This window comes from Blautia difficilis (genome assembly GCF_014297245.1).
Classification (GTDB): domain Bacteria; phylum Bacillota; class Clostridia; order Lachnospirales; family Lachnospiraceae; genus Blautia_A; species Blautia_A difficilis.
In genome coordinates, this window is the sequence record NZ_JACOQG010000001.1 from 199,029 (window position 1) to 222,597 (window position 23,569).

Consider the following 23,569-nt stretch of genomic DNA (forward strand, 5'->3'; position numbering starts at 1 on the left):
GTGCCTATTGTCTTTTGGCAGTAAGGGTCATGTTATAATAAATATAAAGAAAAAACAGGGGTGAAACGTCAATGGAAAAAAACAGAATTCGTTCTGTAAAAACTGGAAAAAGCATGCGTATGAGCTTCCAGAGGCAAGAAGAAGTCCTGGAAATGCCAAACCTGATCGAAGTCCAGAGAGATTCTTATAAATGGTTTCTTGATGAAGGACTGAAAGAAGTCTTTGATGACATTTCTCCGATCGCAGATTACGGCGGAAAGCTCAGTCTGGAATTCATCGACTTTACATTTGACGAGAAGGATGCGAAATATACCATCGAGCAGTGTAAAGAACGTGACGCAACTTATGCCGCACCTTTGAAGGTTCGAGTGAGACTGATTAACAAAGAAACAGGGGAGATCAACGAACACGAGATTTTCATGGGAGATTTACCTATTATGACAGTTACCGGTACCTTTGTCATCAATGGTGCAGAGCGTGTAATCGTCAGCCAGTTAGTACGTTCCCCTGGAATCTATTATGCCATCGCACATGATAAGCTGGGTAAGAGACTGTTCTCCAGTACTGTTATTCCTAACAGAGGAGCATGGCTGGAATATGAGACAGATTCCAATGATGTATTTTATGTTCGTGTAGACAGAACCCGTAAAGTTCCGATCACAGTTCTGATCCGTGCACTGGGTGTGGGAAGCAATGCTGAGATCACAGAGCTTTTCGGTGAAGAGCCAAAGATCCTGGCAAGCTTTACCAAGGATACATCTACTAATTATCAGGAAGGTCTTCTTGAATTATACAAGAAAATCCGTCCGGGTGAACCGCTTGCTGTAGAGAGTGCAGAGAGCCTGATCAATGCTATGTTCTTTGATCCGAGAAGATATGATCTTGCTCATGTTGGCCGTTATAAATTTAATAAGAAGCTTCATCTTAACAGAAGAATTGTGGGCCATAAGCTGGCAGAGGAAGTTGTAGACCCATCCACAGGAGAAATCCTGGCAGAAGAGGGAGCAGTAGTTACTAAGGAACTGGCAAATGTGATCCAGAACAGTGCTGTTCCTTTTGTATGGATTCTGGGCGAAGAAGACCGCAGAATCAAAGTCCTTTCCAACTTAATGGTTGATATCCGTCATTTCCTTCCGGAAATCGAAGATCCTAAGAAGCTTGGGGTTACAGAATTAGTATACTATCCTGTATTAAAGACTATTCTGGAAGAAAATGATACATTAGAAGACAGAATCGCAGCAGTTTACAGAGATATCCATGATCTGATTCCAAAGCATATTACCAAAGAAGATATTTTTGCTTCTATTAACTATAATATGCATCTGGAATATGGCCTTGGAAATGCAGATGATATCGATCATCTGGGTAACCGTCGTATCCGTGCGGTAGGTGAGCTGCTTCAGAACCAGTACAGAATCGGTCTTTCCAGACTGGAACGTGTGGTTCGTGAGAGAATGACAACTCAGGACACTGAGAGCATTTCCGCTCAGTCCCTGATCAATATTAAACCTGTAACTGCAGCAGTGAAGGAGTTCTTTGGTTCTTCCCAGCTGTCACAGTTCATGGATCAGAATAACCCTCTGGGTGAGCTGACCCACAAGAGACGTCTGTCTGCCCTGGGACCTGGTGGTCTGTCACGAGACAGAGCCGGATTCGAGGTTCGAGATGTCCATTATTCTCATTACGGAAGAATGTGTCCGATCGAGACCCCTGAAGGTCCTAACATCGGTCTGATCAACTCCCTTGCATCTTATGCGAGAATTAATCAGTACGGATTTATCGAAGCACCTTACCGTAAGATCGACAAGACAGATCCTAAGAATCCTCGTGTAACAGACGAGGTTGTATATATGACTGCAGATGAAGAGGATAATTACCATGTAGCACAGGCCAACGAGCCTCTGGACGAAGAAGGACATTTCGTTCATAAGAATGTATCCGGTCGTTTCCGTGAAGAGACTCAGGAGTATGAACGCCATATGTTTGATTATATGGACGTATCTCCGCGAATGGTATTCTCTGTAGCTACAGCTCTGATCCCGTTCCTGCAGAACGATGATGCCAACCGTGCGCTGATGGGATCCAACATGCAGCGTCAGGCAGTGCCACTTCTGACAACAGAAGCTCCTGTGGTTGGTACAGGTATGGAAGTAAAGACAGCGGTTGACTCCGGTGTCTGCGTAGTTGCGAAGAAATCAGGTACTGTACTTCGTTCTACCTCTACAGATATCAGCATCAAGAATGATGATGGTACAAAGGATGACTATCATCTGACAAAATTCCTGAGAAGTAACCAGAGTAACTGTTATAACCAGAAGCCGATCGTGTTCCAGGGAGAGCATGTAGAGGCAGGACAGGTTATTGCAGATGGTCCTTCTACCTGCAATGGAGAGCTGGCCCTTGGTAAGAACCCTCTGATCGGATTCATGACCTGGGAAGGTTACAACTACGAGGATGCTGTACTTCTGAGCGAAAGACTGGTTATGGATGATGTTTATACATCTATCCATATGGAAGAATATGAATGTGAAGCCCGTGATACCAAGCTGGGACCGGAAGAGATCACACGTGATGTTCCTGGTGTGGGAGATGAAGCACTGAAGGATCTGGATGAGCGTGGTATTATCCGTATCGGTGCGGAAGTACGTGCCGGTGATATCCTTGTTGGTAAAGTTACTCCTAAGGGAGAGACAGAGCTTACAGCAGAAGAGAGACTTCTCCGTGCAATCTTTGGTGAGAAAGCACGTGAAGTACGTGATACTTCTCTGAAAGTACCTCATGGTGAATACGGTATTATCGTAGATGCCAAGGTATTTACAAGAGAGAACGGCGATGAGATGTCACCTGGTGTGAACCAGTCCGTACGTATCTACATCGCGCAGAAGAGAAAGATTTCCGTTGGTGATAAAATGGCCGGACGTCACGGTAACAAGGGTGTTGTTTCCCGTGTACTTCCTGTAGAAGATATGCCATTCCTTCCGAACGGACGTCCTCTTGATATCGTGCTGAACCCTCTGGGTGTGCCTTCCCGAATGAACATCGGACAGGTGCTGGAGATCCACTTAAGTCTTGCTGCGAAAGCACTTGGATTTAATGTTGCAACTCCTATTTTCCAGGGTGCAAACGAGAATGATATCCAGGATACACTGGAACTTGCAAATGACTATGTAAATACAGAAGACTTTGAAGAGTTCCGTGAGAAATATAAAGATATTTTAGCACCGGATGTAATGCAGTATCTGGATGAGAACAAAGCCCACAGAGCACTGTGGAAAGGTGTTCCGATCTCCAGAGACGGTAAAGTGCGTCTTCGTGACGGACGTACAGGCGAGTATTTTGACAGCCCTGTAACTATCGGTCACATGCACTATCTGAAACTGCATCACCTGGTTGATGATAAGATCCATGCACGTTCTACTGGTCCATACTCTCTGGTAACACAGCAGCCACTGGGTGGTAAAGCTCAGTTCGGTGGACAGCGTTTCGGTGAGATGGAGGTTTGGGCACTGGAGGCTTATGGTGCATCCTATACACTGCAGGAAATCCTGACAGTGAAATCTGATGATGTTGTTGGTCGTGTTAAGACATACGAAGCAATTATCAAAGGTGACAATATTCCTGAGCCGGGTATTCCGGAATCCTTCAAGGTTCTCTTAAAAGAGCTTCAGTCTCTTGGTCTGGATGTGAAGGTGCTCAAGGATGACAATACAGAAGTACATCTTCTGGAATCTGTAGATTATGGCGACACAGATCTTCGCTCTGTTATTGAGGGAGAGTCAAGAAGACATCACGACAGAGAAGAAGACTACGGCAAACATGGCTATACAAAGCAGGAGTTTGACGGTGAAGAGCTGGTTGACATCGATGAAGATGAAGAAGATGTGGATGATGACTTCATAGAGCTGGACGAAGCTTTTGAAGATGATGACGAAGAGTAAGAAAGGGGAAAGTATACATGGCAGAAACAACTAACGCCAATGAAACATATCAGCCAATGACTTTCGATGCCATCAAGATCGGACTGGCGTCCCCTGAGAAAATCAGAGAGTGGTCAAGAGGCGAGGTTTTAAAACCTGAGACCATTAACTACCGTACCTTAAAGCCGGAGAAAGACGGACTTTTCTGCGAAAGGATCTTTGGACCGAGCAAGGACTGGGAGTGCCACTGTGGAAAGTATAAAAAGATTCGTTATAAAGGCGTTGTCTGCGACAGATGTGGTGTAGAGGTTACAAAATCTTCTGTTCGTAGAGAGCGTATGGGTCATATCGAGCTGGCTGCTCCGGTATCCCATATCTGGTATTTCAAAGGAATTCCGTCCCGTATGGGTCTGATCCTTGACATTTCTCCGAGAACTCTGGAGAAAGTCCTTTACTTTGCAAACTATATCGTACTGGATCCGGCTGACTCCGGACTCCAGTACAAACAGGTGCTTACAGAGCGTGAATATCAGGATGCCCGTGAATCTTTCGGAAATAATTTTCGTGTAGGTATGGGTGCTGAATCTATCAAAGAGCTTCTGGAAGCAATTGATCTTGAAAAAGATTCTGCAGAACTGAAAACCGAATTAAAAGATGCTACAGGCCAGAAACGTGCCAGAATCATCAAACGTCTTGAGGTTGTAGAATCCTTCCGTGAGTCAGGAAACCGTCCTGAGTGGATGATCATGACAGTGATCCCTGTAATTCCGCCGGATCTGCGTCCTATGGTTCAGCTGGATGGTGGACGTTTTGCTACATCTGACTTAAATGATCTTTACAGAAGAATCATTAACCGTAATAACCGTCTGAAGAGACTTCTGGAATTAGGCGCACCGGATATTATCGTTCGTAACGAGAAACGTATGCTTCAGGAAGCGGTTGATGCCCTGATCGACAATGGTCGTCGTGGACGTCCCGTAACAGGTCCTGGAAACAGAGCCCTGAAATCCCTTTCTGATATGCTGAAAGGTAAATCCGGACGTTTCCGTCAGAACCTTCTTGGTAAACGAGTTGACTATTCCGGACGTTCCGTTATCGTCGTAGGACCGGAACTTAAGATTTACCAGTGTGGTCTTCCGAAAGAAATGGCCATCGAGCTGTTCAAACCTTTCGTTATGAAAGAGCTTGTTGCCAACGGAACTTCACACAATATTAAGAATGCCAAGAAAATGGTTGAGAAGCTGGAACCTGCTGTATGGGATGTTCTGGAAGATGTTATCAAAGAACATCCGGTTATGCTGAACCGTGCACCTACACTGCATCGTCTTGGTATCCAGGCATTCGAACCAATCCTTGTAGAAGGTAAAGCAATCAAACTGCATCCGCTGGTTTGTACTGCGTTCAATGCTGACTTCGATGGTGACCAGATGGCCGTACATCTTCCGCTTTCACAGGAAGCTCAGGCAGAGTGCCGTTTCCTTCTGTTATCACCGAACAACCTGCTGAAACCTTCTGATGGTGGTCCTGTAGCCGTTCCTTCACAGGATATGGTACTTGGTATCTACTATCTGACTCAGGAAAGACCTGGAAACAAGGGTGAAGGTAAATACTTCAAGAGTATAAACGAAGCAATCCTTGCCTATGAGAATAAAGTAATCACACTGCAGTCCAGAATCCATGTGCGCTGCAGCAAGACAATGCCGGACGGAACTGTTCTGACCGGTACAGTAGAATCTACACTTGGACGTTTCCTGTTCAACGAAATCCTTCCTCAGGATCTTGGTTTCGTAGACAGAAGTGTTCCGGGAAATGAACTTCTCCTTGAGGTTGACTTCTTGGTAGCTAAGAAACAGCTGAAACAGATTCTTGAAAAAGTTATCAATACTCACGGTGCTACAAAGACTGCTGAGGTTCTTGATGCGATCAAAGCTACAGGTTACAAGTATTCTACACGTGCAGCCATGACCGTTGCCATTGCCGATATGACCGTTCCGCCTCAGAAACCGGAAATGATCCAGAAGGCACAGGATACTGTTGACCTTATTACAAAGAACTACAAACGTGGTCTTATCACAGAGGAAGAGCGTTACAAAGAAGTTGTTGATACATGGAAAAAGACTGATGATGAGCTTACACATGCTCTGCTGTCCGGTCTGGATAAGTACAACAACATCTTTATGATGGCTGACTCCGGTGCCCGTGGTTCCGATAAACAGATCAAACAGCTTGCAGGTATGCGAGGACTGATGGCCGATACAACCGGTCACACCATCGAGCTGCCTATCAAGTCAAACTTCCGTGAAGGTCTTGATGTACTGGAATACTTTATGTCTGCCCATGGAGCACGTAAAGGTATGTCCGATACAGCTCTTCGTACAGCCGATTCAGGATACCTGACAAGACGTATGGTTGACGTTTCTCAGGATCTGATTGTACGTGAGACAGACTGCTGCGAAAACAGAGATGAAATCTCAGGTATGTATGTAGAAGGTTTCGCAGATGGTAAAGAAGAGATTGAAGGACTTCAGGAACGTATCACAGGTCGTTTCTCCTGTGAGACAATTAAGAATAAAGACGGCGAAGTTATTGTAAAAGCCAACCATATGATCACACCAAAACGTGCTGCCCGCATTATGAAAGAGGGCGTGGACAACCAGACAGGCGGATCTATCGAGAAAGTTAAGATCCGTACAATCCTTACATGTAAATGTAAAGTTGGTATTTGTGCAAAATGTTACGGTGCGAACCTTGCAACAGGTGAAGCTGTTCAGGTTGGTGAATCTGTCGGTATTATCGCTGCTCAGTCTATCGGTGAGCCTGGTACACAGCTTACCATGCGTACCTTCCACAGTGGTGGTGTTGCCGGTGGAGATATCACACAGGGTCTTCCTCGTGTCGAGGAGCTTTTTGAGGCAAGAAAGCCGAAAGGTCTTGCTATTATCACAGAGATCCCTGGTGTTGCTGTTCTCAATGACACCAAGAAGAAACGTGAAGTTATTGTTACAGATCCGGAGTCAGGTGAATCCAAGACTTACCTTATCCCATACGGATCCCGTATCAAGATCACAGACGGACAGATGCTTGAAGCCGGTGACGAGCTTACAGAAGGTAGCGTAAATCCACATGATATCCTGAGAATCAAGGGTGTCCGTGCAGTTCAGGACTACATGATCCGTGAAGTACAGCGTGTATACCGTCTCCAGGGTGTTGAAATCAGCGATAAGCATATCGAGGTTATTGTTCGTCAGATGCTGAAGAAGATCCGTATTGAGGACAACGGAGATACAGAATTCCTTCCGGGAACACTGGTAGACTTCCTTGAATATGAAGATGTCAATGAGCAGATGGAAAAAGAAGGCAAACAGCCTGCAGATGGAAAACAGGTTATGCTTGGTATTACCAAAGCGTCCCTTGCTACCAATTCCTTCCTGTCAGCTGCTTCCTTCCAGGAAACAACGAAGGTACTGACTGAAGCTGCTATTAAAGGTAAGGTTGACCCACTGATCGGTCTGAAAGAGAACGTAATCATTGGTAAACTGATCCCAGCAGGTACAGGTATGAAGCGTTACAGTGAAGTACGACTGAATTCTACAATGCCGGAGCCGGAACCAGAAGTGGAAATCGAAGAGGAAGAGACTTCAGACGAGAATCAGACAGATGATGAACTGATCACAATGGATGAAGATTTTTCTGAAGATGGAGATCTGGATGAGGAAGCTTCTGAAGAGGAATTTGAAGATACAGAAGAAGCTGAAGATGCAGATGAATCTGAGGATAATGAATAATCATTTGATAGTTTGCAAACTGTGAAGCTATTGAACAGTTGCGGATGATATAAGCAGAGATGATTTATAAATGAAAGAGTTATCTCACAGGGTATAATATCCTGTGAGGTAACTCTTTTTTTGATCCGGTTAAAAATAAAAATACAAAAAAGTCTGATTTATCTGCTATAATAAAAAACAAAAACCAATAAGTGCAAATGATCAGAGTAAAGGAGGTGCAATATGGATAAGGAACTTCCGGTTTCCGCATGGCCGGAGTGGAAGATAGTCGAGAAGATTGGAGAAGGATCTTTTGGACAGGTATATAAGGCTCAACGTACAGAGAGAGGCAAGTCTTTTTACTCTGCCATCAAAATTATTAACATTCCGGGTAGCCAGAGTGAATGGAACAGTGTGCGTTCCGAGACTGGGAATGACCAGGCAGCCAGAGAGTACTTCCAGAATCTGGTTGAGGAATGCATCCAGGAAATCGGTACTATGGAGTATTTCAGAGGAAATTCGTACATTGTTTCTGTAGAGGATTTTAAAGTGATGGAATATCTGGATGCCATTGGCTGGGAAATTTCCATTCGTATGGAGTATCTTACAAGTTTTCTGGATTATTGCGCAGAGAAGCAGCTTCAGGAAAAAGAGGTAATCCAGATGGGATTGGATTTAAGCAAGGCTCTGGGATATTGCAGAAAGCTTCATATCATTCACAGAGATGTAAAGCCTGAGAATATTTTTGTATCCAGATTTGGAGATTTTAAGCTGGGAGATTTTGGAATAGCCCGGGAGCTGGAGCGGACTATGAGTGGATTTTCTAAAAAGGGAACCTATTCTTACATGGCTCCGGAAATGTATAAGGGAGAAAAATATGACAGCAGAGTAGATATTTATTCTTTGGGGATTGTGCTCTATAAGCTTATGAATCACAACCGCCTGCCGTTTATGAATCTAGAGAAGCAGTTTATTACTTACCGGGATAAGGAGAATGCTCTGAATAAAAGAATGTCAGGAGAGCAGATGGCGCCTCCGGCAGAAGCCGGAAAGCTTTTTGGACAGATTATTCTGAAGGCTTGTGCATTTGACCCTGATGAACGTTACCAGACACCGGAGGAATTTTACCGGGCTCTGGATGACCTGAAGAATGGACGGATTCGTAACCGCCAGTCTGTTGGCACAGTAAATGTGGTAACTGCTGAAGGCAGGCAGGAAAAAGCGTCTGCCCGGGTGAACTCTGTCAAAGAATTTGGTGAAGATAGCAGGCAGATGAGACAGAAACCACTGGCGCAGAAGACTGCAGTACAAAAAAACACAGTACAAAAAACAGAAGTAAAAGAAACAGACAGAGATACAGAGCTTCAGAGCTCCATACAGTCAGCCAGGGCAACAGCAGCAAGACGCCGCCGTCGCAAAAGAGAACAGAGATTTCGCAGGGGACTGGTTGTTACTGCTGTACTTCTGGCAGTTCTTATTCTGGCCGGAGTATATATAAAATTTAACAAAGACAGCGCAGGAGACAATTCCGGAAACAGTGAAGTGTCTGTGCTGGATACTGATAAAAACAATTCTTCTGATAAAAATTCCAAGAGCTTTAACACTGCTTTAGCAACGATCAAGGATCAGGCAACAACGATCACGGATAACCTGAATTCCTATGACTGGGTAGGATCGGAGGGAACAGTACTTCGATATCTGCGACGGATATCTACTACTCCGAATGATGATGGAGATGTAGAGATAGAAAGTGAATGTATGAAAGCACTGGTGTACCCGGCTCAGTCAGCTGAGGGAAAATACGAAGAGTATTTTTACTGGGGCGAAAAGTTGTTTTTTGCATATATATGGTATGACGAGACTTCTGAGTACTATTATTATGATAATGGAAAGCTCATTCGCTGGATTGATTCTGATGGAAAGGCTCATGACAACGAGACAGACAACAAGGAATATACAGCAAGAGGAGAGAAGTATTGGAAGAATTCACTGAAAGCGTTGAAGGGAGAGGGAACAAAAACAGACGATGATGTATCAGATTGAGTATGCATATACCTGCCATATGGGCAGGGTTCGTGCAAACAATGAGGATAATCTTTGGTGCTGCGGAGAATCGCTCCCGGCAGATAACCAGGGTATGGAGGGAGTACATTCCCAGATTGTCTCCGGCCTGAAGACACCGGCAATGGCTGTATTTGACGGTATGGGCGGAGAAAGCTGCGGAGAGATGGCGGCATTCCTGGCTTCTGACGAATTCGGAAGATATTATCGTGCCAACAGGCGGACTTTGCGCGATATACCAGAGTTATTTATTGATGGCGTATGTGAGAGTATGAATCAGGCAGTATGCAGATATGCAGCGGAAAATCACATACAGAGTATGGGTACTACCCTGGCAATGACTTTATTTACACCGGAATCTATGTTTGTGTGTAATCTGGGAGACAGCAGAATTTATTTTTCTGATGAGAAAAGCTTTCGCCAGGTATCAACAGATCATATTTTTGGAAAAGGGGGACTTGGAAAAGCACCTCTGACTCAATATCTGGGTGTACCGGAGGAGCTTCAGAGACTGGAGCCGGCAGTTTTGGAAATAGAGCACAAAGAAGGAAACCGATATCTCATGTGTTCTGACGGAGTGACAGACATGCTTTCTGATGGAGAGATTGCGGATATCCTTTCACGAAAAAACAGTCTTAGGGAGACGGTGGAACTTCTTTTAAACCGGGCTCTTCAAAAGGGAGGAAGAGATAATGTAACAATTATACTCTGTGAAGTCCAGAAGCAGGAATTGAAGGGTAAATTCAAGGCATGGCTGAAAGGCATAAAAGAGAAAAATGAGGGGTGAGACAGCATGAAGAATCGTATGCAGGATCTGGATTTCGAACAGACAGTAGCATTTGACAAGGTGCAGGATTATGAATTTACCAGAAGGGCAGCTCAGCGTTTTCGACAGGTAGTGAGTCTGGACAGCTTTGAAGATGAGGATGCGGATGTGATTTTCCATTACCTGTACAAGGAGATGGAGCTGGTTTCCTTTGGTGACCATTTGAAACGGTACATCTATGAGAGGGCAGAACTTGAAGAGCCTTTTTCCGAGGTACCTCAGGAGGTGTACAGAGATATTATACTGGACTCTTTTAAAGAAACTTTTACTCCCAAGTCCATGAATCCTACTACTACCAAGTTGTCTGCGCTGGTAAATAATTGGCTGAATCAGGCTTCTGTAAAGAGAGAAACGGTATTTCTTCTTGGATTTGGACTTCGAATGACTGCGGAGGATGTGTCGGATTTCCTGACAAGAGTGTTGAAGGAACAGGATTTTGATTTTCATAATCCGGAGGAGGTAATCTACTGGTACTGCTACAGTACGCAGCAGGGTTATTACAAGGCAGAGGAATTGAAGAAAAAATATGAGGCACTTGTTCCTGTAGAAGTGGAAAATACTCAGGTTTTATGCGGAAGCAATCTGTGCCTTGATACAGAGGAAAAATTAATCGCTTATCTTGCCCGCCTGAAATCAAAAAGAGTAGATCCCATATCTGAGAAGAGTCAGGCTTTTCAGGAATTTACGAAGCTTTTATATCATGCGAAGCAGATCATCGCCGGCCTTTATCAGCATGATGAAGAGGAAAAAGGTGGGGATAAGGTGTGGACAGCAGAGCGGATCACGCCTTCTGATGTGGAAAAAGTGATCTGCAGCGGAATTCCCATCAATAAAATGGGTAATCTGAAGAAAATGTCCGCCTCCATTCTGGCAAAACATTTCAGTCAGAAGCGTTTCAGCAGGCAGCGGATTACCAATATTCTGAATCATAAGCTTCCAGTAGAGCGTTTTGACCTGATCACGCTGGAGTTTTTTATTGTATCGCAGGAGATGGAGGATGATGATCCATTTAACAGATACAAACATTTCCTTGATGAGATTCAGAGCATTCTGCTCAGATGCGGAATGGGTGAGATCTATATTGTAAATCCATATGAATGTTTTCTTCTTATGTGTCTCCTCACAGACTGCCCGCTGGCAGTATTTGCGGAGATTTGGGAAAAGTCTTATGAGGAGGGAGAGGCCGAGAGTTGAGCCGCTCCCTTTTTTAAGTCCTTTACATTTATTCATTATAGTATCCGTAGATTGCACGTGCATCTGCGGCAATGGTGTTCTGGGCTGCGCCGGTATCGGTGAGATCCTGTGACATGAAGCATATTACAAGGTCAATACCCTTGGCTGTGTCATAAATAATCGCTGCATCATTTTCAACAGTGTCAAGTTCTCCTGTTTTGTTGGCAGTCTGTACACCTTCCGGGAGATCAGCAGGAATCTTGTTTTTTCTCTGCTGCATTTTCAGATGATAATACATAGCTTCTGCATTAGGCAGACTGGAGGAATCAATAATTCCCTTGGAAATCTGATAAATTTTCTTCAAAAAGATGCCACAGTCTTTGGCAGAGGTATAGTTATCACCATTTGAGTTGTCTGCCAGAAGAAGGCGGTTCATCTGAGTATCGTTGAAACCATATTTCTGACAAAATTCGTTTACCTTCTGCATACCGGTGCTGTCATCACCATTCCCCAGCCAGTTAACCAGGGTATTGGCTGCATCATTGTCACTGACAGTGATCATGGAGGAAATATTGCTGTCTACAGTATCACCTCCGTGAGCCTGGGAGATGGCATCGTAATTATCATAAACAGCACCCATAATGTAGAGCTTGATCAGGCTGGCAGCCTGCATGGGAGTGTCATTGATCACACCGTTGGAATCCTTGAGTAAATTACACACATAGACAGACCAGGTTCCGTTATCCTGTGGAAGGAGAGCTTTGACCTGGCTGAGAAGGGAGTCCATGCTGCTGTCAGAGTTATCTGTAAAGGATTCATTGACGGCAGAGCTTTCATTGCTGCTGGGGCCTTCATTCTCTGTAGTCTGCTGTTGCTTTTCCTGTTCCTTCAGCTGATCCAGCTGGTCTGCCTGGCTGATAAGGGTATTGGCGGAATCGGATATTTCTGTCACAGTATCAGAGAGTGTCTGAACTTTTTTCTGAAGGGAAGCCAGGTGACTGAGAGAGAAGAAAGACAAAGCTCCCAGACCTGCCAGCGCAATCACCAGAACAATGATGACTACATACAAAAATATGGGTTTTTTTGGCTGATTATTATCGTCCATTTGTGTATTCCTTTCTGTTGTGTATACTTCTTTCTATTTTCTTTCTATACTGAAGCAAAATAAGCATCGATTCCGTTGGCGATTCCTTCAACCATAGTCTGCTGGAACTGGGAATCGTTCATTTTGGTGTCATCATTCTGATTGGTCATAAAACCCATTTCCAGGATTGTTACAGGAACAGTGCTCCAATTAATTCCGGTCATAGTATCTGTGTACTGTATCCCCAGATTCTGAAAGCCTGTAGCCTGACAATAGGAATCCAGAATACACTGGGAAAGTCTGTTTGACTGATCAAAAAGAGAGGAAACATAAGGATTGCTCTGAGAAGGAGCCATAGCCAGGGCTCCGGATGCAGAAGAAGAATCCGTACCGTTTGCGTGAATACGGACATAGATCTCTGAACCCTGAGAGGCTGCATATTCAGCCCGTTCCTTGTTACTGATGGCAGTATCATTGTCAGTTCTGGTCATAACTACCCGGTAGCCTCTCTGTTCCAGCACATCTTTTAATTGAAGGGAAACATTCAGGTTCAACTGGTATTCGGGAATTCCGGTAAAGGAGCCACGGGTACCGGAAGTACATTTTGCCTTCGTCTCTGAAGAACCAGGTCCAATGGGCTCCGGAGCACTCATATCCACGTTTTCACCCTGATGTCCCGGATCAATTCCTACCACATGTCCGTTATCGGCAGAAAAGTTATCTGGTTCGGAAGCATCTGCCTGACTGAAAACAGAAGGCTTGGAGGCGGTCTCCTCTTCAGAAATATCTGCCTTTTCTTTTTCCTGCTTCTGTGATGCTGTCTGGGCTTTCTGTTTCAAATAGTTGATATTATTCTGAACTTCATCTACTGCAGCGGTATATTTTTCCAGGGCAGTCTGAAATTCCTTTTGCTTAGCTGTGATCTGTTCTGTCACGGTATCTACATCTTTTTCAGTGGCAATGATCTGCTCCATGGTACTTTTAGTAAAGAAAAAGATGGAGACAATGCACAAAAGTCCGGTGAGAAACAGTAATACAGCCATTATACTGGGCTTTTTCATAAAAAATCCTTTCTATAATAACAAACATTATAAATGTTACTGCACTTGGTCGACAGCAACTTTTCTTTGTCTGTTATTATAATGAAGTGATTTGTAAAATGCAATCGTGTATCTATACTAAATTCATGCAAAAAGAAAGAAAAAATCTTGCAAAATACCTTGACAGCGCTTTCTGTAAAGGATATAATGAGCAAGCGTGCATAAGAAACGTTTAATTTTTTTGCGCGTAAATGCGAGAATAGCAACCGCAAGGCCCCATAGAAAAATCTATGGAGAAATAAATCGGGAGGTGAAATGGAATGCCAACATTCAACCAGTTAGTAAGAAAAGGACGCCAGACATCTGTAAAGAAATCTACAGCTCCGGCTCTCCAGAAAACATTCAACTCTTTAAGAAAGAAAGCAGTTGAACAGTCTGCACCACAGAAACGTGGCGTTTGTACAGCAGTTAAGACTGCAACTCCTAAGAAGCCTAACTCAGCTCTTAGAAAAATCGCCAGAGTTCGTCTTTCCAACGGAATCGAAGTAACAAGCTACATCCCAGGAGAAGGTCACAACCTTCAGGAGCATAGCGTTGTTCTGATCCGTGGTGGAAGGGTTAAGGACTTACCTGGTACAAGATACCACATCATCAGAGGTACTCTTGATACTGCAGGTGTTGCTAACAGAAAACAGGCCCGTTCTAAATACGGCGCTAAGAGACCTAAAAAGAAATAATTGAGAAGGCTCTCAAAAAGTAACTGATCTCATTGTTTGAGACAGCAAATATGAATTAATGAAATCGAAAATTCACGAATAAACTATGAATCGAATTTGTACGGTATTCCATATACCCTGTCGGTTGCGGGTTAAATATAGGACCTTACCAGTGCGAACATGCAATAGTTATCTGCGTGAGTACCGATGATTTAATCACAATGATTAAGGAGGGAAGTAACGTGCCACGTAAAGGACATACTCAGAAAAGAGACGTTCTGGCAGATCCAATGTACAACAATAAAGTGGTTACCAAACTTATCAATAACATCATGTTAGACGGTAAGAAAGGTGTAGCACAGAAAATTGTTTACGGTGCATTCGCCAGAATCGAAGAAAAAGCTGGTAAACCAGCACTTGAAGTTTTCGAAGAGGCTATGAACAACATCATGCCACTTCTGGAAGTAAAAGCTAGACGTATCGGTGGTGCTACTTATCAGGTTCCGATCGAGGTAAGAGCAGACAGACGTCAGGCACTGGCTCTTCGCTGGTTAACAATGTTCTCTCGTAAAAGAGGCGAGAAAACAATGGAAGAAAGACTTGCAAATGAGCTTTTAGATGCAATGAACAACACAGGTGCATCCGTTAAGAGAAAAGAAGACATGCACAAGATGGCTGAAGCAAATAAAGCATTTGCTCACTATCGCTTCTAATATAGGAGGAAAATCCATTGGCTAAAGAGGGAAGAGAATATCCATTAGAGCGTACCAGAAATATTGGTATTATGGCTCATATCGATGCGGGTAAAACAACTCTTACAGAACGTATCCTGTATTATACAGGTGTCAACTATAAGATTGGTGATACTCATGAAGGTACTGCTACCATGGACTGGATGGAACAGGAGCAGGAGAGAGGTATCACAATCACTTCAGCGGCTACTACATGTCACTGGACTCTGGAAGAGAACTGCAAACCGAAGCCAGGTGCTCTGGAACACCGTATCAACATCATTGATACCCCAGGTCACGTTGACTTCACAGTAGAAGTTGAGCGTTCTCTTCGTGTACTTGACGGTGCTGTCGGCGTTTTCTGTGCTAAGGGTGGTGTTGAACCGCAGTCTGAAAACGTATGGCGTCAGGCCGACACTTACAATGTACCACGTATGGCATTCATCAATAAGATGGATATCCTTGGTGCAAACTTCTACGGTGCAGTAGAGCAGATCAAGACTCGTCTTGGTAAAAACGCAATCTGCTTACAGCTGCCAATCGGAAAAGAAGATGATTTCAAAGGAATCATTGACTTATTCGAAATGAAAGCTTACATCTACAACGATGAAAAGGGTGATGACATCTCCATCGTTGACATTCCTGAAGACATGAAGGAAGATGCTGAGCTTTATCATACAGAGCTCATTGAGAAAATCTGTGAGCTTGATGACGACTTAATGATGGAATATCTTGAAGGTGAAGAACCAACTGTTGAGAAACTGAAAGCAACATTAAGAAAAGCTACATGCGAGTGTACTGCTGTTCCGGTTTGCTGTGGTTCTGCTTACAGAAACAAAGGTGTTCAGAAGCTTCTTGATGCTATCCTTGAGTATATGCCGGCTCCTACAGACATTCCTCCAATTCAGGGAACTGATCTGGACGGTAACGAAGTAGTGAGACATTCTTCTGATGAAGAACCATTCTCAGCTCTGGCATTTAAGATTATGACAGACCCATTCGTTGGTAAACTTGCATATTTCCGTGTATACTCCGGTACAATGAATTCCGGTTCTTATGTACTTAATGCTACTAAGGACAAGAAAGAACGTGTTGGACGTATCCTTCAGATGCATGCTAACAAACGTATGGAACTTGATAAAGTATATTCCGGTGATATCGCTGCAGCGATCGGATTCAAATTCACAACAACTGGTGATACAATCTGTGACGAGCAGCATCCGGTAATCCTGGAGTCCATGGAATTCCCAGAACCAGTTATCGAGCTGGCTATCGAGCCTAAGACTAAAGCTGGACAGGGTAAACTTGGTGAAGCTCTTGCAAAACTTGCAGAAGAAGACCCGACATTCCGTGCACATACAGATCAGGAAACAGGACAGACCATTATCGCTGGTATGGGTGAGCTTCATCTGGATATCATCGTTGACCGTCTCCTTCGTGAATTCAAGGTAGAGGCTAACGTAGGTGCTCCTCAGGTTGCTTACAAAGAAACAATCACTAAACCTGTTGATGTAGACAGCAAGTATGCAAAACAGTCTGGTGGTCGTGGACAGTATGGTCACTGTAAAGTTAAATTCGAGCCTATGGATGCCAACGGAGAAGAACTGTACAAGTTCGAATCCACAGTTGTTGGTGGTGCTATTCCGAAGGAATACATCCCTGCAGTTGGCGAAGGTATCGAAGAAGCTATGAAAGCTGGTATCCTTGGCGGATTCCCGGTAGTCGGTGTACATGCTAATGTATACGATGGTTCTTACCATGAAGTCGACTCTTCTGAAATGGCATTCCACATTGCAGGTTCTCTTGCATTCAAGGATGCTATGCAGAAAGCAGCTCCGGTTCTTCTTGAGCCAATCATGAAGGTCGAAGTTACTACACCAGAAGATTACATGGGTGACGTTATTGGTGATATCAACTCCCGTCGTGGACGTATCGAAGGTATGGAAGATATCGGCGGTGGTAAGATGATCCGCGGATATGTACCGCTTTCCGAAATGTTTGGATATGCTACAGACCTTCGTTCCAGAACACAGGGACGTGGTAACTACTCTATGTTCTTTGAGAAATATGAGCAGGTTCCGAAGTCTGTACAGGAAAAGATCCTTTCTAAGAAAGACTGATAATTATTGATCATCTGCAGTCTGTCGGTGTTTAAAGCCAGCAGACTGTAGGAGATATAAAATTACTGTCCGCTGTATTCTCAGTAATTTGTGGACTGTAATGATACAACAATTGGTAATGCAAGTTATCAAATTGTATAAAACACTTGCAAATATTTTGGTTATGCAATATAATCAAGGATAGCAAGTTTAAAACCGAAAAAGATGCTCTATAATAATATAAGAGCCAAAGTTTTAAGGAGGACGTTTTAAAATGGCAAAAGCTAAGTTTGAGAGAACAAAACCGCATTGTAACATTGGTACCATCGGACACGTTGACCATGGTAAAACAACTTTAACAGCAGCTATCACAAAAGTTCTGTCTGAAAGAGTTGCTGGTAACACAGCTACAGATTTCGCTAACATCGATAAAGCTCCGGAAGAAAGAGAACGTGGTATCACAATTTCTACAGCACACGTTGAGTATGAAACAGAGCATAGACACTATGCACACGTTGACTGCCCAGGCCATGCTGACTACGTTAAGAACATGATCACAGGTGCAGCTCAGATGGATGGTGCTATCCTCGTTGTTGCTGCTACAGATGGTGTTATGGCTCAGACTAAAGAGCACATCCTTCTTTCCCGTCAGGTAGGTGTTCCTTACATCGTTGTATTCATGAACAAATGTGATATGGTTGATGATGAAGAACTTCTTGAACTGGTAGAAATGGAAATTCGTGAACTCTTAAGCGAGTATGACTTCCCAGGAGATGACATCCCGGTTATCCGTGGATCAGCTCTGAAAGCTCTTGAAGATCCGAGCAGCGAGTGGGGAGACAAGATCATGGAACTTATGGATGCTGTTGACAGCTACATTCCAGACCCACAGCGTGACACAGATAAACCATTCGTAATGCCTGTAGAGGACGTATTCTCTATCACAGGTCGTGGTACAGTTGCTACTGGTAGAGTAGAGGCTGGTGTACTTCACGTATCTGACGAAGTTGAAATCGTTGGTATCAAAGAAGAAACACGTAAAGTTGTTGTAACTGGTATCGAAATGTTCCGTAAACTTCTTGATGAAGCTCAGGCTGGTGATAACATCGGTGCACTTCTTCGTGGTGTTCAGAGAAACGAAATCGAGCGTGGACAGGTTCTTGCTAAACCAGGAACACTTACATGCCATACAAAATTCACAGCTCAGGTTTACGTTCTGACAAAAGATGAAGGTGGACGTCATACTCCATTCTTCAACAACTATCGTCCACAGTTCTACTTCAGAACAACAGACGTAACAGGTGTTTGCAACCTTCCAGAAGGAACAGAAATGTGCATGCCTGGAGATAACATCGAAATGACAATCGAACTGATCCACCCAATCGCTATGGCTCAGGGTCTTACTTTCGCTATCCGTGAAGGTGGACGTACTGTTGGATCAGGACGTGTTGCTACAGTTATCGAATAATTTTAGCATAACATCTTAATATAAATATAGAGTACCGCAAGGTACATTGTGTCCAAACGTAAGATACCCCGGAACCGCAAGGTTTCCGGGGTTTTTCTGTTGAGTAAAAAGTTTAAAATAAGGCTGTAAAGAATAGCGAATAAATTAAAAACAGGCAGTTATGGGAAGAAAATGAAAATCTTCGCATATCTGCCTGTGATACTGTTATGATACTATTTCTGTTCGTTATTGGAAAATTTTTGTGCTAAAAGTTCATCTCGCTTACGGATTCGTGTTTCAAAATCCAGTTCTTCAATTTCTTTATGGGTGACGGGTTTGGAAGTGTAGTATTCCAACGTCTGTTTCTTCCACATATCAAACATATCTTTACCTGTGAAATAAGATTCCAGGCTTTCTCTGTTCTCCTGCAGATCGGCAAGAAAATTACACATATCTGCATTTAAAGAGTGTTCCGGATTATTTCTATAAAAGCGAAGTCCGGCATACCATTTCTGTGTTTCTGTTTCTATATCACCGGGAAGTTTATTATTTATATCCAGTTCATACCAGAGTTCATTGGATTCATGATTGATGAGAGACTGGAATCTGCTATCAAACAGACTGGTGCGAGAGTGCTTATTTTAGATCCGATTCAGGCATACCTTGGAGGAACAATGGATATGAACCGGGCAAATGAAGCAAGGGATATGACAAAAAGATTGAGCTTGCTGGCAGAAAAGTATAAATGTGCAATTTTATTAATCGGACACATGAATAAAGCTGGGGGAAATAAAGCTGCATATAGAGGAATGGGTTCGATTGACTTTTTTGCGGTAGCCAGAAGCGTATTACTGGTAGGAAGAATAGAGGGAGAACCGGACTTAAGAGCAGTGGTTCAGATTAAAAATAATCTGGCTGCATTTGGACATTCCAAAGCATTTCGCGTGACAGAAACAGGATTTGAGTGGATAGGTGACTATGAAATCACAGCAGATGAGGTGCTTGGTGGAATTGCCCCAAAGGTAAATAAACTGGAACAGGCAAAGAAGATGCTGAGGGAACTGGCAAAAACATCAGCTTCTGTGCAAAGCAGTGAAATCTTTGATAAGGCAGAAGAGTTGAATATTTCTAAAAGAACACTGGAAAATGCAAAAAAGGAACTTGGAATTAAGGCAAGACGAATCGGTAATTCCTGGTATTGGGATTTAGATAAAGTTAGGCCGGAATAAATTAAGGGTGCAACATTGCAGAGTATGAGAAAAACGGAATGAGTTATACGTTGCATGGAGATTACTATTTGCCGGATCTGGTTTTGAACGAAGCAGAACCGACATATGGAATGTTACGAAAGCAGTTCTTAAAAGAACACAGATCAGCAAGGTATCAGTATCTGTTATTGACTGGAAAACTGAATGAACATCTGAACCAGACAGATCAGGAAGCCAGAGAACAGGTGGAAATGCTTATGAAACAGATGGCAGAAAAAAAGGGTGTAACTGAAGAATTAAAGGTACAGGATCAGATGAAGTGGGTTGGGTTAATGAATAATATAAAAGTTAGTGCAGAAGAGATTATATTGAAAAACATGGTATATGTGTGAGTGTGAGAGACGAGATCGCTCTTTTACACTTTTGTATATATTAGAATAGCACTTTAGAAAGCACTATGGTATAATAAGGTGAAGGTAAATCGGAATTGCAGATTTAGAAAAATTGTGGGTATTTGAAAAAAGATTGTAACCTTTAAGAGGAGAGAGTAAATATGGTTTATAGGAAATCTTGTGCTGTTACACTTTCTTGACATTTTCATGACTGTTCTAAGGATATTTTTACATTTGCCTGAGCTATACTTTAGTCATACCAAACAACCGGTAAATAAAAAATCAGGAGGTACTAAAATGATGAACAGATTATTCAAAAGAGGAATGGTAATAGCACTTGCAGCAGCAATGACTACATCCGCAGGTATTCCTGCCATGGCTGCCCAGAAGGAGACACAGGAGGAGACAGTGACTACATCAGAGGTAACACAAACAAATGTAGATTATGGTTCTCTCACTCAGAAGGAGATTGAAGAGTTTAACTCCATTTATGACCGACTTGACGCTATCGACAAAGAGGTAATGAAAGATGCAGATAGTCTTTCTGATGAAGATATCTATGCCAGATACGATCAGTATCAGGATGAAACCGATACCCTCATGGATCGCCTTGAGGAGCTTGATAAAAAAACCGGGTGGATCGACAACGAGGAATATGAATATTCCGAGGATGGGTATAATGCTCTGTACGATACAGGCAAGCTCACCGCAGAGGAAGCAGAACAGCTTCAGAAAGCATATGAAAGAATCGAAGAAATTGATGCGGAAGTGTGGACGGACGATGATCTTTCAGACGATGAGATCGAAGCCCGCTATGCAAAGTATGATGACGAGATTACATCACTGAACGCACAGATTGAAACGCTTGAAAAGAAAGCGGGTTGGTATGAGGGATGCTATGGAAATTTGAGCGAAGATGAAGTCAATCAGCTTAACAGTATTTACAATAAAATTGATGCAATCTATGACAATATTTATAACGGCTCTGATAACCTCTCTGATGAGGAATTTGCTTCTCGCTATGCGAAGTATTCAGATGAGATTGATGCTTTGGAGGCACAGGCAATCGCTCTTGAAGCGAAAGCAGGTGGAACTAAAATACAGACATACTGATTTTGAAAGATATAATATGGGGAATCTCACAGAATTTCTGAGGGACTCCCCTCATGTGGGATTAAAGATATGGCAAAAAAAATCTATTTGGCAGATGATGAACAGGATATACGAGAAATACTCACAGAATTTTTATCCAATGCCGGATATGAGGTAACAGCATACAAGAATGGTGATACACTCTTTTCTGCTTTTCAGGAGAAGCCCTGTGATCTTGTTATTCTTGATATTATGATGCCGGGTTCAGACGGTCTTTCCATATGTAAAAAGCTAAGGACAATATCATCAGTTCCTATTATTATTTTGACGGCAAAGGATTCAGAGTCTGACCATATGAAGGGATTTATGTATGGAGGGGATGACTATCTGATTAAGCCATTTTCGCCGTCACTTCTTGTTGTCCGGGTAAATGCGTTGTTCCGAAGAGTTGAAATGAATATACCGGTAAAGGCAGATATTTCCTTTGGTGATGTGTGTTTTTCATGGGAGAAGCATAATGCCATTGTGAAAGAGCATGATATTGGTCTGACTATGACAGAATTTTCGCTTCTGGGATGTCTTATGGAACATGGTGGAACGGCAATCCCCCGGAATGAAATTCTCGACAAAGTATGGGGAATAGATTCTACGGAGATAGAAACCAGAGTTGTCGATGAGACAGTAAGAAGAGTCAGGCAGAAAATGAAGACCGCAGGCAGCAAAGTTCGCATTAGTGCTGTCTGGGGCTATGGCTATAAACTGGAGGATTGTAATGAATAAGACACGTTATAAAATTGCCACACTTACAGGTTCCGCCGTTATGGCAGCCATGCTTTTGAGCCTGCTGATTCTGAACATAGTTTTTAATAAAAAAATAGAGCTGAGAGCTGAGAATGCAATTAAAAACGTTTTTACTTTGAATTCAGACGAATATTTGAATTACGAATCTGAAAATGATACGGGCTCTTTATATTATGCCTCACTTGTATATATGGGGGCAGATTCAGAAAACAGGGATGACATATATCAGATTCTGACACCCAAAGAGAAGAAACTTATTGACTGGTATGAAACACACCCGTCTGATGAAATGCAAAGGGCAAAAATTAACGAAGCAACTTATTATATGAAAGCCAGAACAGAGTATTATGAAGACAGCAATGAGAGATTACTTGCTTATGTGGATGTTACCGGCGAACCAGAACTCGTAAAAGAAATCAGTTTTGGTGTTTTGCTGGATGCTTTTGTCATTGCCGCTCTCGGTGCTGCCATTGGATATTTTCTCGGGAAAAAACTTGAACAAAATGACAAAGCTCAGAAGACCTTTTTTGAAAATACATCTCACGAATTAAAAACCCCGCTTATGGCAATTTGCGGATATGCGGAGGAGATTGAAATGGGAGTCATTACCGATTATTCTCAAGCGGGCAGAATGATAGTGTCTCAGACGGAGCGTATGAGTAAACTTATTGAGGATATCCTGTATTTATCAAAAATGGAAAGCGGTACGGAACCATTAAAGTGTGAACCAATAGAAATGGCATCACTGGTTCAAGATATTTTGATGCCGCTTGAAGGAATTGTGAACAGGCGAAACCTTTCAGTATCGTTAGAACTGGACGAAGGATATGTCAACGGAGACCCGGAGAAGCTGGAACACGCTGTTGCTAACCTGATAACTAATTCCGTAAAATATGCGTGTAGTCAAATCGAAATATCGTGGAAAAATCAAGTCCTTTCCATCTGGAATGATGGAGGAGAACTTAGCACAGAGGATTTTTCCCATATGTTTGAACGTTTTCATACGGGACAAAACGGAAACAGCGGAATAGGGCTTGCCCTCTCAAAAGAAATCGTTGAAATGCACGGATGGAAACTTAGTGCGAAAAATGACAGGCATGGCATATGTTTATCAATGGTATGCCACAGTTAATTTAGGAACAATCAGGTTTACAGTTTCCAGTTTGTTGAGATGTTGCAAAATTTGGAATCAGGAGAGAATAAGAATGATTAACAATT

General features: G+C 42.9%; 16 protein-coding genes and 1 pseudogene. 14 read left to right on the top strand and 3 right to left on the bottom strand.

From position 1 onward, the window contains the following. Nucleotides 1-71: 71 nt before the first annotated feature. The 5 genes from rpoB to H8Z82_RS00895 all read left to right on the top strand — a co-directional run bounded on the left by rpoB (nt 72) and on the right by H8Z82_RS00895 (nt 11,762). Nucleotides 72-3,938, top strand: a complete 3,867-nt coding sequence (gene rpoB / locus H8Z82_RS00875; protein ID WP_019163100.1) for a DNA-directed RNA polymerase subunit beta — start codon at nt 72-74, stop codon at nt 3,936-3,938. Between the two features lie 17 nt (nt 3,939-3,955). After that, nucleotides 3,956-7,702, top strand: coding sequence for a DNA-directed RNA polymerase subunit beta' (rpoC, locus tag H8Z82_RS00880; RefSeq protein ID WP_186993967.1), 3,747 nt, complete (start codon nt 3,956-3,958; stop codon nt 7,700-7,702). A 222-nt stretch (nt 7,703-7,924) separates the two neighbouring features. After that, nucleotides 7,925-9,724, top strand: a complete 1,800-nt coding sequence (locus H8Z82_RS00885) for a serine/threonine protein kinase (protein WP_186993968.1) — start codon at nt 7,925-7,927, stop codon at nt 9,722-9,724. Further along, the gene (locus H8Z82_RS00890; RefSeq protein ID WP_243176358.1) at nt 9,708-10,529 is read left to right on the top strand and encodes a PP2C family protein-serine/threonine phosphatase; all 822 of its coding nucleotides are present in this window, start codon (nt 9,708-9,710) and stop codon (nt 10,527-10,529) included. Before H8Z82_RS00885 ends, H8Z82_RS00890 begins: the two co-directional genes overlap by 17 nt. A gap of 6 nt (nt 10,530-10,535) precedes the next feature. Beyond that, a complete protein-coding gene (locus H8Z82_RS00895) occupies nt 10,536-11,762 on the top strand; it encodes a hypothetical protein (protein ID WP_186993969.1) in 1,227 nt (408 codons plus the stop codon). A 28-nt stretch (nt 11,763-11,790) separates the two neighbouring features. Here H8Z82_RS00895 and H8Z82_RS00900 read toward each other — a convergent pair whose 3' ends face one another. Together H8Z82_RS00900 and H8Z82_RS00905 are read right to left on the bottom strand one after the other, a co-directional pair. Next, nucleotides 11,791-12,846 (bottom strand): serine hydrolase, encoded by a 1,056-nt coding sequence (locus tag H8Z82_RS00900; RefSeq protein WP_186993970.1) that lies wholly within the window; start codon nt 12,844-12,846, stop codon nt 11,791-11,793. 44 nt (nt 12,847-12,890) lie between these two features. Then, nucleotides 12,891-13,886, bottom strand: a complete 996-nt coding sequence (locus H8Z82_RS00905) for an N-acetylmuramoyl-L-alanine amidase (RefSeq protein WP_186993971.1) — start codon at nt 13,884-13,886, stop codon at nt 12,891-12,893. 299 nt (nt 13,887-14,185) lie between these two features. Between H8Z82_RS00905 and rpsL the strand changes: the two genes are divergently transcribed. From rpsL to tuf, 4 genes are all read left to right on the top strand, one after another. Continuing rightward, nucleotides 14,186-14,602: a 30S ribosomal protein S12 gene (rpsL, locus tag H8Z82_RS00910; RefSeq protein ID WP_008705161.1), complete on the top strand. Its 417-nt coding sequence runs from the start codon at nt 14,186-14,188 to the stop codon at nt 14,600-14,602. A 221-nt stretch (nt 14,603-14,823) separates the two neighbouring features. Continuing rightward, nucleotides 14,824-15,294 (top strand): 30S ribosomal protein S7, encoded by a 471-nt coding sequence (gene rpsG, locus H8Z82_RS00915; protein ID WP_020993199.1) that lies wholly within the window; start codon nt 14,824-14,826, stop codon nt 15,292-15,294. A gap of 17 nt (nt 15,295-15,311) precedes the next feature. Continuing rightward, entirely contained in the window at nt 15,312-17,432 is a 2,121-nt protein-coding gene (fusA, locus tag H8Z82_RS00920; RefSeq protein WP_019163092.1) for an elongation factor G, read from the top strand. A gap of 253 nt (nt 17,433-17,685) precedes the next feature. Then, nucleotides 17,686-18,879 (top strand): elongation factor Tu, encoded by a 1,194-nt coding sequence (gene tuf, locus H8Z82_RS00925; protein WP_019163091.1) that lies wholly within the window; start codon nt 17,686-17,688, stop codon nt 18,877-18,879. 212 nt (nt 18,880-19,091) lie between these two features. On the opposite strand, the gene H8Z82_RS00930 is transcribed toward tuf, so the two are convergent. Then, complete coding sequence (locus tag H8Z82_RS00930; RefSeq protein WP_186993972.1) at nt 19,092-19,310, bottom strand: hypothetical protein; 219 nt, start codon at nt 19,308-19,310, stop codon at nt 19,092-19,094. 132 nt (nt 19,311-19,442) lie between these two features. On the opposite strand from H8Z82_RS00930, the pseudogene H8Z82_RS00935 reads away from it, so the two are divergent. The 5 genes and pseudogenes from H8Z82_RS00935 to H8Z82_RS00955 form a co-directional block, all read left to right on the top strand. Further along, nucleotides 19,443-20,087 (top strand): annotated as a pseudogene (locus tag H8Z82_RS00935) (AAA family ATPase); the annotation flags it as partial. Nucleotides 20,088-20,125: 38 nt separating this feature from the next. After that, the gene (locus tag H8Z82_RS00940; protein ID WP_186993973.1) at nt 20,126-20,458 is read left to right on the top strand and encodes a TnpV protein; all 333 of its coding nucleotides are present in this window, start codon (nt 20,126-20,128) and stop codon (nt 20,456-20,458) included. Nucleotides 20,459-20,755: 297 nt separating this feature from the next. Further along, complete coding sequence (locus H8Z82_RS00945; protein ID WP_186993974.1) at nt 20,756-21,571, top strand: hypothetical protein; 816 nt, start codon at nt 20,756-20,758, stop codon at nt 21,569-21,571. Between the two features lie 69 nt (nt 21,572-21,640). After that, nucleotides 21,641-22,330: a response regulator transcription factor gene (locus tag H8Z82_RS00950; RefSeq protein ID WP_019163079.1), complete on the top strand. Its 690-nt coding sequence runs from the start codon at nt 21,641-21,643 to the stop codon at nt 22,328-22,330. Nucleotides 22,331-22,370: 40 nt separating this feature from the next. Beyond that, nucleotides 22,371-23,483: a sensor histidine kinase gene (locus H8Z82_RS00955; protein ID WP_173684008.1), complete on the top strand. Its 1,113-nt coding sequence runs from the start codon at nt 22,371-22,373 to the stop codon at nt 23,481-23,483. Nucleotides 23,484-23,569 lie beyond the last annotated feature (86 nt).

Bases quoted from the DNA above. Each gene is read 5' to 3' on its own strand.
- rpoB (WP_019163100.1), top strand. From the start codon at position 72: ATGGAAAAAAACAGAATTCGTTCTGTAAAAACTGGAAAAAGCATGCGT.
- rpoC (WP_186993967.1), top strand. From the start codon at position 3,956: ATGGCAGAAACAACTAACGCCAATGAAACATATCAGCCAATGACTTTC.
- H8Z82_RS00885 (WP_186993968.1), top strand. From the start codon at position 7,925: ATGGATAAGGAACTTCCGGTTTCCGCATGGCCGGAGTGGAAGATAGTC.
- H8Z82_RS00890 (WP_243176358.1), top strand. From the start codon at position 9,708: ATGATGTATCAGATTGAGTATGCATATACCTGCCATATGGGCAGGGTT.
- H8Z82_RS00895 (WP_186993969.1), top strand. From the start codon at position 10,536: ATGAAGAATCGTATGCAGGATCTGGATTTCGAACAGACAGTAGCATTT.
- H8Z82_RS00900 (WP_186993970.1), bottom strand. From the start codon at position 12,846: ATGGACGATAATAATCAGCCAAAAAAACCCATATTTTTGTATGTAGTC.
- H8Z82_RS00905 (WP_186993971.1), bottom strand. From the start codon at position 13,886: ATGAAAAAGCCCAGTATAATGGCTGTATTACTGTTTCTCACCGGACTT.
- rpsL (WP_008705161.1), top strand. From the start codon at position 14,186: ATGCCAACATTCAACCAGTTAGTAAGAAAAGGACGCCAGACATCTGTA.
- tuf (WP_019163091.1), top strand. From the start codon at position 17,686: ATGGCAAAAGCTAAGTTTGAGAGAACAAAACCGCATTGTAACATTGGT.
- H8Z82_RS00930 (WP_186993972.1), bottom strand. From the start codon at position 19,310: ATGTGTAATTTTCTTGCCGATCTGCAGGAGAACAGAGAAAGCCTGGAA.
- H8Z82_RS00940 (WP_186993973.1), top strand. From the start codon at position 20,126: ATGAGTTATACGTTGCATGGAGATTACTATTTGCCGGATCTGGTTTTG.
- H8Z82_RS00945 (WP_186993974.1), top strand. From the start codon at position 20,756: ATGATGAACAGATTATTCAAAAGAGGAATGGTAATAGCACTTGCAGCA.
- H8Z82_RS00950 (WP_019163079.1), top strand. From the start codon at position 21,641: ATGGCAAAAAAAATCTATTTGGCAGATGATGAACAGGATATACGAGAA.
- H8Z82_RS00955 (WP_173684008.1), top strand. From the start codon at position 22,371: ATGGCAGCCATGCTTTTGAGCCTGCTGATTCTGAACATAGTTTTTAAT.